Below are 10,882 nucleotides of genomic sequence, written 5' to 3' on the forward strand. Positions count from 1 at the left end.
ACACCCGGTTCGTGGCAGGCTGGAACCCTCGTGGCCCGAGATCGGGAAAGGTGCGCACGGGCGCTCTAAAGGAGGAGCGACGATAAAGGCTGCGCGGCAGGGTTTGCACCTCAAGCCCTGCTCTTTGCCACAGAGTCACCCGTGCGCCAGAGGAGAATACACCAAGATGATGTAAAAAGCTCTTGTCGATCACATCAGTGGTCCAGGGATGGTGCGGCTTGGTCCTGCGATGCTGCACCTTCAGCGTACGGCAGGCGTCCTCGAAACCATCGGCGGTGAAGCACGAGCCGCGGTCGGTGAGCACGTGCGTGATCTTGAAGGGAAAGGCGCGGACCGCTTCTGTCAGGAAGGCAACCGCACTTGTGGTCAGCTCGTCGTCTTTGACGGCCAGGTGCACCCAGCGGGAGCAGCGGTCGATGGCCACATAGAGGAAGCGCTTGCGGCGCTCGCCGTTGGCGGTCTGCAGCTTAGGCAAATGCTTGATGTCGATGTGGATGAAGCCGAGGTCATAGTCCTTGAACGTGCCGCCGCCGACCAGGTGATCGGGCCATCGATCACCCAGGGCGCGCTCAGCTCATGGCAGCGCAGCCCTGCGGTGAAGGTGTTTTCATGATGCCTCCTTTTTTGGTCGTCTGGTGCGTTGCAGCCGTGCCCTCAGGTCACGGATCTGATCGTCTGTCAGGTCAATCTGCCAAGGCTGTCCTTTGCGTAATTGGCGACCGGTCAGCAACCCATCGGCCAGATACGTGAGGACCGTTTGCGTCGTCACCCTCAAGGCTGCGGCCGCACCCTGAACCGAGAAGCTCTCATCCGACCAGCGCGGCGGATTGGCCGCAATGCCATTGATCTTCGCCGGGGCGATTCCCCATCGGGTGCGCAACTGCCAGACAGTCTCACCCTGGAAGCGACAGCCGCACGCCGCCGTGAAGCCTTCCTGGTTGAGAACCTGCGCAACCTCCCTGTCCATCGTGCCGGCGGCATTCAGCTGCGTGATCCGCTGCCGCAGCTGATCGCGATCGGCATAGTCGTTGTAGGTGTGAACACGGCGCTGCACGATATGCTCGCTGGTTGCACCGGTGTGCCAGACGATCTTGAGCCAGACATGACCTTTGAGCTTCGTCTGGTCGAGGATCACCTCGCGCATGACGAAGCGCAGGATGCGCTTGCGGTCGGCGGCCTTCGTACTGCTGGCGTGCCACACCTGCGGCAGGTTCTGGCCGAGAGCCCGAAGGGCATCGCGATCGTCGTCACCTAACACCAGGGGCTGCTCACGGCACCAAAGGTCGTAATCCTGCTCGATCCGCTCCACGACGCGCAACTTCTCCTCCCAGACCCGCTCCAGAGAGCGCGCCACAAGCCGGTTCTCGGGCTCGACGGTATCGTACTGGCGCCGGGCGCGCTCGGCCTCATAGCGGGCGCGCTCGCGCCGCAGCGCCCACTGCCGCTCCAGCTGCTTTGCTTCCCGGTCCAACTGCCCAAGGGCGGCCAACGCAATCGCGATCTGATCCGGCTTGAGCGCCTCCAGCAGGATCTGCGCCACGCCGGCATCCACCGCCAGGGCCCGCACCACCTGACACGACGGAGCCCCCGTTTGATCCCGGTCGGTCCGGCAGACATAGCCCGGATAATCACCGTTCGGACCGGTGTAGTGCACGCTCATGCGGCGACCGCACCGGCCACACACCGCGATCCCCTGCAGGAGCGCCAGGCCCTTGCGGGGCGCACCCGGATGACCCGCTGCGGGATGGTTGGTGTTATCGGCCAGATGGCGCTGGTTGGCCATAAACTCCTCCCAGCTGATGTAGCCGGCATGAGCCGCCTGACGGCACACCGCCCACTCGCCGATGGGAACCACGGTGGCCGGGCCGACGGGATCCCGCTCGCATCTGGCCCGGGGCTCGATGCCGGCGTCCATAAACATACGCGCCGGCATAGGCGGGATTGTGAAGGATGCTGAGCACCCGGGCGCTGGTGGCCTCGCGCCAGATCACCTCCTGCGGGGCTGGCCCGCGGGAGGACCGCACCGGAAGCGGCAGCCCATTGGCCCGCAGATGGCGCATCACTGCATGGGCACTGTGCCACGCGCGGAACGCGGTGAACACGAGGGCTAAGCGGGCTTGCACTTCCTCGTCCGGGTTGAGGATGACGGCCCCGGCGGGATCGTAGGCCAAGCCGGCCGGAACCGGCAGGCTGAGCTCACCGCGAGCCGCCTTCTGGCGCTGCCCCTGGTGCAGACGAAGCCTGATCTGATGCAGCTCCGCTTCGCTCATGATGCCGGACAGGCCGAGCAGCAGACGGTCGTGATAGGCACAGGGGTCAAACAGCCGCTCGCCATCGGCGATCAGCACGCCGAACAGCGAGCACAATTCCAGCAGTTGATGCCAGTCGCGATTGTTGCGCGCCAAGCGCGAGGCGTCGAGGCTGATGACCAGGCCGGCATGGCCGAGGCTGATCTCGGTGATCAGCTTCTGGAAGCCGGAACGTTCGGCGGTGCCGGCGCCGGACTTGCCGAGATCCTCGTCGATGACGTGGATCCGGGCGCGCGGCCAGCCCCAAGCTTCAGCCCGCTCAACCAGACGGTATTGCAGCTCGGTACTCTCCTGATGCTGCTTGACCTGGGTCAACGAGGACTGGCGCACGTAGATATAGGCCAGCTTGGCCCGACGAGCGGCCGTGAGGTGGTCGTCAGACAGGTTCGGAGGGGTCACCATCTGCGCTCTCCCGGATCGGCGGCCTCGGGTGCATCCGCCGCAGAAGTTCGGCCAGAAGCTGAGCCATCTGCGTCTGGGTCTCGGGCGGGAGGCTCCGCCACGGTCGCGGCGGGATGGGCCTGGAATGGTTCAGCGCTGCCGGAGGAGCCGCCTCCCGGCGCGACAGGATGCGTTTGGCCATGGCCGATCCCCTTCTGTGCGGACCCGGTCATCATCGTGGCCAAATGCTGCGCCAGTGGGAGCAGAGTGCGGACGCTGACCCGCAGGGCCTCGTCTGATCTGTTTGTGCTGGGGGCTCCAGCCAAATCGGTGATGGACCGGCGAACGGAGCGCCGGCGGCCATCGGGCAGCGCAATCACGACAAAGGCTGGGCCCCGTGCGGAGTGCACAGAAACGAGCTCGAACTGCTGTCCGATCAGGGCGTGATGGGGATCAATGATCGTCACATGAGATACGGGCCGATCAACAATAGGGGTCTTCTGCCATGCCCGTGGTGAACGTGTGGGTTTTCCAATGGCCGAAGGGTTTCAAGCGACATTCGGAACTGGCCCCTTTGCGACATCTAAAACTGGACCCTCCGCATTAGGCTGACCCCTTTGGGTCGGATGCAACAGCAGCCTTCAACAGGCCGCTGCGACGCTTCTCCCGCAAACGATAGCTGTCTCCCCGGATCGTCAGCACATGGCTGTGGTGAAGCAGGCGATCCAAAATCGCCGTCGCCACAACGGCGTCGCCAAAAACCGACCCCCATTCGCCTACAGCGCGGTTGGACGTCACCAGCATCGCACCACGTTCATAGCGGCGCGAGACAAGCTGGAAGAACAGATGCGCCGCATCCGGTTCAAACGGCAGATACCCGAGTTCATCGACAATCAGCAGCTTCGGTTTGGTATAGTGCATCAGCCGCTCCTCCAGCCGCCCCTCGGCATGGGCCTTGGCCAACTGCGCCACCAGAGCGGGCGCAGGCACAAACAAGACCGTGTAGCCCGCCACGATCGCCTCCCGGCCGAGCGCCACGGCAAGATGCGTCTTCCCGACCCCGGGCGGCCCCAGGAACAGAACTGCTTCGCCATTAGCAATGAACCGGCCCGTGGCCAGCTCTCGAACCTGGCCTTTGTCGATGGACGGCTGAGCGGCAAAATCGAAGCCGGCCAGATCGCGCACAAAGGGAAAGCGCGCCAGGCCAATGCTCATCTCGATCCGCCGCTCGTCCTTGCGCGCGATCTCCCGCTCGCAGAACAGCCCCAGGGCCTCCCGGATCGTCAGCTCCCACCGCGCTGCCTCATCCACCAGGCTGTCGAGCTGGTCGCGGATCGCTGTCAGCTTGAGCCGGGTGAGCATCGCCACCAGATGATCGTGCGAGACCTCCATCAGAAGCCTCCCCCGACCACGGCCTCGTACTCGGCCAGGGGCCGCAGCAACATCCCCGCAACAGGCTCGGCGCGAACCACCTTGCCGCCAAAGCCGGCGACCCCCTCAAAGTGCGCCGGATCGACCAGACGCTGCCGACGTCCCGCTTGCCGGGCATGCACCGCCACCTCCTGGCCGGAATGACAGATGCGCACGGTCCTGTCCGAGATCACTACCCGGACGGTCGCTCCGATCAACCGCCAGGGCACTGAGTAGGCATTGCCGTCAACCTCAATGGCACAGTCGGCATGGACCTTACGCGTGACCTCCCGCAGAACCTGGAATGAGGAAAGCCCGTCCAGCGGCTTGAGGGCTTGGACTTCCTGGCGGGCAAAGCGCTCGGCCGGCACTTCGCCGGTTGTGCCGTGCACCCGCTGATCGGCCACCTCGCGCACCCACTGCTCGAGATGAGCCTCCAGGGCGGCAAAACTCTCGAAGGCGCGCCCGGCAATCGCGTTCTTCTTCACATAGCCAACGCCGCGTTCGTCCTTACCCTTGGTACGGGCCCGGTAGGGAAAGCAGGCGCGAGGACTAAAGCCCCAATGCCGGGCAAAGGCGCGCAGGCGGGCATTGAACTCCACTTCCCGCGTCTGGACGTCATGGTGTTGGACCAGGCCACGGTCATTGTCGAACAGAACCTCGGTGGTGACCCCGCCAAAGTGCCGGAAGGTGCTTTCCATCCCCTCAAACCAGCTCTCCTGGCGCTCATTGCAAAAGGCACGGACATGCATGCGGCGCGAATAGCCCAGAGTGGCCACGAACAGGAACACCTTGGTGGAAATGCTCCCGATCAGAATGCGCCGCTCGCCGAAGTCGATCTGCAACTGGTGCCCGGGCGGAGTCTCGAAACGGATGGTCGCACGCGCCTGTGCTTCCAGATCTCGCCGCAGGCTGACGACGGCCCGTTCGACTGTGCGCAGGCTGACATCGATACCCTTCTCGGCCACAAGCTCCTGGCGCACGACATCGGCATTGCCGGCATGGCGGTGGAAGCGCTCGGCCAGCCAGCCCTCGAGCCCCGTCAGCGCGCGCCGACGGATGGGACGCCGATAGACCCGGTAGCCGCCTTCGGCCAGGTAGCGGCGAACGGTCATGGGACTGCATCCCAGCTCGCGGGCAATCCGCTTGATGCCCCAGCCCAGAGCCTTCAACCGCAGCATCGCCGCCACGTCATCCGGCGTTCGCATCACCTCTCCCCGCGGGACCTCCGCCCGGGGAGAACTTTGACATTCCTGTGACCTCATCCCGTCCTCTCAAAAGTAGGCGCGAGGGGGCCAGTTCTTCATGTCGTCAGGGGGCCAGTTTTACATGTCGCCCGATAAAGGGAGTGCTTGTGCGTAACTGCTGGCCCCGGCGAGAGCGCCCGCGCAGGCGGGTCATCTTGGTGTTGGCGTGGGTCTTATCGAGGAACACCAAGCGTTGTGACTGCTGGCGCATGCGTGGCTGGCGCTGGCGTACCCAAACCCGGCGCTCATCCCGCACGTCAGCGCGTGCGCACTCGGCCGCCATCAGGTGTTCTTTATTGGTGAAGCCGAGCCGCGAGTTCGGGTATGGTGATGGCGGGCTCGGCCTCGACGGTCTGGATCAGGAAAGCCCCATAGGCCACCAGCATGCCGCCTCCCGGCGGGCGGCCTTGACGGGCCGGGGTGGGCGATCCGGACGGTCTCTGGCACGGCAGCAGCTTGATGGCAAAGCTGTCGCTGACCCCAAAGTGGCGCGCCGCCGCCCGGCAGGAGTGGCTGGCGTCCACAAATGCCACCACGCGCACACGCAGGTCGAGAGAGTAGCTCTGGGTCATGATCCACCTCCTGGTCAGAAGGGAATCACAGCTTCAGCCTAAAGAGAACCCGTCGAATCCACGTTCCTGTCCTATGCTCTAGCCAAGAGGAACACTTTTTAATAGGCCCCGTCACCCCTTGCCAATTTGAACATCGTAATTACAATAATTTTGATGTCTAGCAGAATAGACCAATTGTTAATATAGTATAGATCGTAGGTTACGCGCTTCTTCACCTGATCCACAGAAACCATTTCTCCGCGCGCATCGTTTACTTGCGCCCATCCAGTTATTCCCGGTTTTACACGATGCCGAAAGGCATATTCCTCGACAATTGTGTCGAGAGGTTTACCATCAACGGATGTTTTCAAAGCATGTGGACGCGGTCCTACAATCGACATTTCGCCACGGATTACGTTGTAGAGTTGAGGGAATTCATCAAGACTGTTGCGCCTTATGAAACGTCCCACTCTCGTAACACGCATGTCATCCTTGCTCGTTTGATGAGATGCATCTGGATCTGTTGCGTCAACGTACATCGACCGGAATTTCCATACTTCAATCAAGCTTCCATTGAAGCCGGCTCGCCTTTGCTTGAACAGGACCGGGCCTTTACTATCGAGTTTTATGGCCGCTGCAACAAGTAACAGCAGCGGTGAGGTAACGCTCAACGCAATAAATGCGATAGTTAGGTCCTCAAGACGCTTGTAGATCCGGTCCCAGTCCCGAATCGGGGCTCGGGAAGTCCGGAGGAAAACATGAGTACCGAATTGTTGGCAGTCAATGATTGGGTGTAAAGCACCACCCACTCGAGGAAGCAAGAGAACTTCGACGGCGTAGCGGGACAACAACGCTAATCTTGCCGAAGCGACCTCGATATCCGCCCATGGCACATCGAATATCACAATTTCTGGATTGAGCTTCTGAATGAACCGACCTAGATCGGGAACATGCTCTAACTTATCAGCTTTTATATGGCCCAATGCTCGAATACGATTGTGCGTCGCTGAGGCAAGCACATCAGTAGAGAGACTGCCAATCCCGCAGGTGACGACTAGCGCTGATTGCTGGCATGCACCGCTGCTTAATCGAGCATTTACGAGCGATAGTGCTCCAGCCCGCAGCGCAACTGTCAAGGCAATCGAGGCAGCAATCCACGTAAAAAACCAAACGCGGGAGTACGCATCTGTCGTTTTAGTCGCCGCTGCAGCTATCAATAAGGCGAAGAAGGTTAACAGCAGTGCTGCCGTTAATCCTAAGACAGCTCGGCGCCCCTCAAGGATCGTCGGTGTTCTATAAAGACCTAATACCTTTGAGAGAGCGAGAAACGTCAGCAGTCCCACCGTTATAGCATTAATGTGAAGGGTATAAACTTTATAGTCTCCCTTCAGGTAGGCTAAGATCGGAATTATCCCGCAGACAGCAATCGCGCTGATATCCATGAACATATAGGATAGCGCAATTGCGCAGGATGAAAGTCGCCTCGCCGTTGGATTGTATTGGAATGTGTAATTAGTTCTATCTTGCCTTGCACCGAGGTCGTCAAATTCTGCCTCTAAAGGAGCTGGTCGGGCGCTTGACGCTTCAATTTTCGGATCGAATAACTCTAAAGGGATCTGTTCTGCGGGCGTGCATTGACCCTCTGCAAGGCCACCGTGCGGGTTTACATGCATCGCTAAAGTTCCAGCCAATTAGCAAATTCAACAGCACCAAAACGCGACCGATCCCATGAGCGTGCTGCGCAGTAAACCTCAAATAATAGAACACTTCAGGCGTTTTCATGGCGACTGCCGTGCGGCCTTCATCGCTGTTCCTGTCGAAGGGAGTTTCGCCTGGCTTTGGGGGAGCGGATTTTTTTTACAATGGCACGAACTGGCGATAACGATTTCCGGTTCTTGGAGCCATCGTATAAACCTCCGCATGAACGATGGGGCTCTCTGGCGCTCTTGATCCCACTGCAGGAGCGGATCATAATGGCTCTAGAGTGGGCTGGGTTCCTATTAACTTGAGGCTAGGCGCGACCTTCAGTATGTCCGCGGAGACGAAAGCAGCGTAATCCGCGCTCTGGTGTAGGGATGCGGCGTTTTAATTAATCTGAGCGAGAGGGGGCTTCAAGGCACGGTTGCTGATTTGCGCCGGCTATGTTGCCTTTGCATAGAGATGAGCGCTCTTTCCACAAGCTCAAACTGTCCGGAGGCTGTGCCATAGGCCTTGAGACTAACTGTCGATAATTAGGCTGATAACAGCCTGCTTTCGGACATTGAGTTGGGTGTCCAACAACATAAGTTCAACTTAAATGCAGACTTGCTTTTGGGGGCCTATGTCCAACCTGCCCTGTTTTAGCCACACACCACGCGGAGCATCTGCTCTTAGTTCAAGCTGTTAGGCCTAGCCACAACGCTCACACCTCGAAGCTTTCCTTCATGTTAACGGCATTAAGAACGAGATTGCGCCTATACTCATATCTTCGGCTACTGACGTTAGCTGGGATGATAACTTCATTGCAGTTAACGCCAACAAATGCATGGGCAGCGTACCGACTTGGTGTAGGGGATGTACTTGAAATCGCAGTTGTTGGCTCTCCAGACCTCCGTTACAAGACTGCGGTGAACATAGACGGCGAAATCGTTTTTCCACTTATCGGCTCCCTGAAAGTCATCGGGCTTTCTCTTTTGGAGGTTCGCAACGCATTAGGAAGCGCACTGTCCACGAAGATGGTTCGGATGCGGGCAGCGGACACTCGTGACAGCGTCTCAGCGATTACACCTGAGGAAGTTCTAGTGAACATTGTTGAGTATCGGCCGATCTATCTTGATGGAGATATCTCAAAACCAGGAGAGCAGGCGTACCGGCCAAATATGACTGTCCGCCAAGCAATTTCCGCCGCCGGTGGATACGACATCACTCGATTCAGAATGAGCAACCCCGTGCTTGAGTTGGTGGACCTGCGGAGTCAATACGAGGTGTTTCGGTCGGAGATCATACAAAAGGAAGCTCGCGTTGCTCGCCTGCAAGCCGAGTTGGACAGTAAGGCCACATTTGAGTTGAAGATATTACCTCAGAGCTCGACGGAGTCTGTGCCACTCCCACAGGTGAGAAATTTCGAAGCGGAACTCTTAAATGCCCGCAAAGTCGACCACGACCGAGAAAAATCCTATCTCAATAATGCGATTAAGCAGGCTGATGCCCGCCTTTCAACTCTGAATGCTCAGCAGCAACAGGAGGGCGAGGGAGTTCGTCTCGACGTAGCGGAGTTCGAGCGGGTCAAGGGGCTGCTAGATAAGGGACAAGGTACAGTTATACGCGTTACCGACGCGCGGCGCGCTTTGCTACTGTCTTCCACCCGGCAATTGCAGACTAGTGCACTTGCCACGCAGGTAGAGGTCCAGCGCGACGAACTCAGTCGGCGTCTTCAAAAGCTTGATGACGATCGCCACATGAATATCATGAACGAATTGCAGACCACTTCCATGGAGCTTGATGCCGCTCGGTCGCGGCTGAGAGCGGCCCAAGAAAAGATTGTCTATGTTGGTACGGTTCGGTCAGAACTTGTCCGAGGAACGGGCGGTAACCCGGAGATCGTCGTCTTTCGGATGGGTGCGGACGGTGAGGAACAGATCACAGCTGGTCAGGATATGTTACTGAAACCAGGTGATATAGTCCAGATCACTCTAAAATCTGAACCCAGCGAGCGGTGAGGGGGAGTTCCGGCAGGTGTTGACGCAATATTCGCCTTAAAACTAAGGAAATCTGAACCGCAGGCAGACGACAAACACATTTCTAAGGCGTGCGAGCCCCCTACACCTTCTCATAACTTACAAACACTAGACATCTTGCCAAATGTAGAGATAGGTGCCTTCCTACTTGTGGAGAACATGTCAGAGGTTGAGTATTGCGTCGCGATCGTCTCGCCACAGATCCAGCTATGATGCGGACTTGTAACCAGATGTCAGAGGCGTCGATTGGGTTCATTATTCTTGCACATACGGACCCCACTCATTTGGAAAGGCTCATTGAAGCGCTCCCAAGAGCATCCATGAAGACTATCCATTTGGACCGTAAATCGTTGTCTCTCAACGGGTTTGCAACCTCAGTTGTGAATACACAATTTGTCACACCGAACCTTGAAACACACTGGGGCGCATTCTCTTTAGTGCAGGCGACACTTGCGGCACTGAAAACGGCCCTGTCAACAACTTCTACCGAGAGATTTGTGCTCCTATCTGGGCAATGCTATCCTCTCAAGAACAATTACGAAATGGTGTCATTTTTCAAGAAATATCCTGATAAGGAATTTATAAAATACTTTGATATCACCAATTCCAGTGAGCACTATACGCAGAAGCTAGATAGGCTCTACCTGTCAGAGGACTACTTCTCAGCTTTGCTACAAGGCCGCTTTTCCTTGGCTAAAATTGCGTCGCGTCTTAGTTCGAGGGCAGCTCAACCGTTCAGAAGGAACTGGAGCAAGTCTTTAGGCCAGCTAACTCCAGCTTACGGTAGTCAGTGGTGGGCTATTACCCGTCCGTGTGCTGAGATGATCATAGAAGCATCAAAGGACCCGAAGCTTCAGTTTTTTCAGTACACATTTGCGCCTGATGAACTTTACTTCCACACGATTGTTGCAAATTCATCATTTCACGCGCTAGCTGGTGGCTTCCAGCCATTCATTGGCCGTGGCAATCGTTGGGTCGCAAACCTTCATCTGATCAGAACCTCTTCGCTACGTAAGGTATTCACTTTGGAAGACTGGGATGAAGTAGCCAAGTCAGATAAGCTCTTCCTACGCAAGGTTAACTCAACTGAAAGTAACGGGCTCCTCGCCAAGATAGATTTAGAGCTACGCAGAAGCCGGGGCTAACCGGCCCCCAGCGAGTGGTCCGGGGTTAATGTTAGTGCATGACCGGCTGGACCTGCCCCCGTATGTGATCCACGGCCTATGCAACGTTCCGGGCTTGGTAAGTTTGTCGGGCGAAGGCGTTCG

General features: G+C 58.1%; 10 protein-coding genes and 1 pseudogene. 3 read left to right on the forward strand and 8 right to left on the reverse strand.

What is annotated here, in order from left to right; all coding sequences use genetic code 11:
• Positions 1-181: 181 nt before the first annotated feature.
• Positions 182-532: pseudogene (locus DRB19_RS27340) on the reverse strand (DDE-type integrase/transposase/recombinase); the annotation flags it as partial.
• Here DRB19_RS27340 and DRB19_RS30400 point away from each other — a divergent pair.
• Positions 476-613, forward strand: a complete 138-nt coding sequence (locus tag DRB19_RS30400; RefSeq protein ID WP_162815908.1) for a hypothetical protein — start codon at positions 476-478, stop codon at positions 611-613. The pseudogene DRB19_RS27340 and the gene DRB19_RS30400 sit on opposite strands and share 57 nt — an antisense overlap.
• Here the strand turns inward: DRB19_RS30400 and DRB19_RS30845 are convergent.
• From DRB19_RS30845 to DRB19_RS27370, 7 genes are all read right to left on the reverse strand, one after another.
• Positions 608-1,783: a recombinase zinc ribbon domain-containing protein gene (locus DRB19_RS30845; RefSeq protein ID WP_210207544.1), complete on the reverse strand. Its 1,176-nt coding sequence runs from the start codon at positions 1,781-1,783 to the stop codon at positions 608-610. The genes DRB19_RS30400 and DRB19_RS30845 overlap by 6 nt on opposite strands.
• A complete protein-coding gene (locus DRB19_RS30850) occupies positions 1,755-2,711 on the reverse strand; it encodes a recombinase family protein (RefSeq protein ID WP_210207545.1) in 957 nt (318 codons plus the stop codon). The genes DRB19_RS30845 and DRB19_RS30850 overlap by 29 nt, the downstream gene beginning before the upstream one ends.
• Complete coding sequence (locus DRB19_RS30405; protein ID WP_147023369.1) at positions 2,686-2,892, reverse strand: hypothetical protein; 207 nt, start codon at positions 2,890-2,892, stop codon at positions 2,686-2,688. Before DRB19_RS30405 ends, DRB19_RS30850 begins: the two co-directional genes overlap by 26 nt.
• Before the next feature lie 401 nt (positions 2,893-3,293).
• Positions 3,294-4,082, reverse strand: a complete 789-nt coding sequence (gene istB / locus DRB19_RS27355) for an IS21-like element helper ATPase IstB (protein WP_114189139.1) — start codon at positions 4,080-4,082, stop codon at positions 3,294-3,296.
• Entirely contained in the window at positions 4,082-5,365 is a 1,284-nt protein-coding gene (gene istA / locus DRB19_RS27360; RefSeq protein WP_162815909.1) for an IS21 family transposase, read from the reverse strand. The genes istB and istA overlap by 1 nt, the downstream gene beginning before the upstream one ends.
• A gap of 275 nt (positions 5,366-5,640) precedes the next feature.
• Complete coding sequence (locus DRB19_RS27365) at positions 5,641-5,919, reverse strand: COG3415 family protein (protein ID WP_114189141.1); 279 nt, start codon at positions 5,917-5,919, stop codon at positions 5,641-5,643.
• Between the two features lie 98 nt (positions 5,920-6,017).
• Positions 6,018-7,571: an exopolysaccharide biosynthesis polyprenyl glycosylphosphotransferase gene (locus DRB19_RS27370; RefSeq protein ID WP_114189142.1), complete on the reverse strand. Its 1,554-nt coding sequence runs from the start codon at positions 7,569-7,571 to the stop codon at positions 6,018-6,020.
• 816 nt (positions 7,572-8,387) lie between these two features.
• On the opposite strand from DRB19_RS27370, the gene DRB19_RS27375 reads away from it, so the two are divergent.
• Both DRB19_RS27375 and DRB19_RS27380 read left to right on the forward strand, forming a co-directional pair.
• Positions 8,388-9,596 carry a polysaccharide biosynthesis/export family protein gene (locus DRB19_RS27375; RefSeq protein ID WP_245439862.1) on the forward strand — a complete coding sequence of 403 codons (1,209 nt, stop codon included), beginning with the start codon at positions 8,388-8,390 and terminating at the stop codon, positions 9,594-9,596.
• Positions 9,597-9,844: 248 nt separating this feature from the next.
• The gene (locus tag DRB19_RS27380; protein WP_245439863.1) at positions 9,845-10,759 is read left to right on the forward strand and encodes a beta-1,6-N-acetylglucosaminyltransferase; all 915 of its coding nucleotides are present in this window, start codon (positions 9,845-9,847) and stop codon (positions 10,757-10,759) included.
• Positions 10,760-10,882: the final 123 nt, after the last annotated feature.

The organism is Microvirga aerophila (assembly GCF_003332305.1).
In the GTDB taxonomy this organism is placed as follows: domain Bacteria; phylum Pseudomonadota; class Alphaproteobacteria; order Rhizobiales; family Beijerinckiaceae; genus Microvirga; species Microvirga aerophila.

Coding starts and splice junctions, on each gene's coding strand:
- istA (WP_162815909.1), bottom strand. CDS start 5,365: ATGAGGTCACAGGAATGTCAAAGTTCTCCCCGGGCGGAGGTCCCGCGG.
- istB (WP_114189139.1), bottom strand. CDS start 4,082: ATGGAGGTCTCGCACGATCATCTGGTGGCGATGCTCACCCGGCTCAAG.
- DRB19_RS27375 (WP_245439862.1), top strand. CDS start 8,388: ATGATAACTTCATTGCAGTTAACGCCAACAAATGCATGGGCAGCGTAC.
- DRB19_RS30400 (WP_162815908.1), top strand. CDS start 476: ATGCTTGATGTCGATGTGGATGAAGCCGAGGTCATAGTCCTTGAACGT.
- DRB19_RS27380 (WP_245439863.1), top strand. CDS start 9,845: ATGTCAGAGGCGTCGATTGGGTTCATTATTCTTGCACATACGGACCCC.
- DRB19_RS30845 (WP_210207544.1), bottom strand. CDS start 1,783: ATGGCCAACCAGCGCCATCTGGCCGATAACACCAACCATCCCGCAGCG.
- DRB19_RS30405 (WP_147023369.1), bottom strand. CDS start 2,892: ATGGCCAAACGCATCCTGTCGCGCCGGGAGGCGGCTCCTCCGGCAGCG.
- DRB19_RS27370 (WP_114189142.1), bottom strand. CDS start 7,571: ATGCATGTAAACCCGCACGGTGGCCTTGCAGAGGGTCAATGCACGCCC.
- DRB19_RS30850 (WP_210207545.1), bottom strand. CDS start 2,711: ATGGTGACCCCTCCGAACCTGTCTGACGACCACCTCACGGCCGCTCGT.
- DRB19_RS27365 (WP_114189141.1), bottom strand. CDS start 5,919: ATGACCCAGAGCTACTCTCTCGACCTGCGTGTGCGCGTGGTGGCATTT.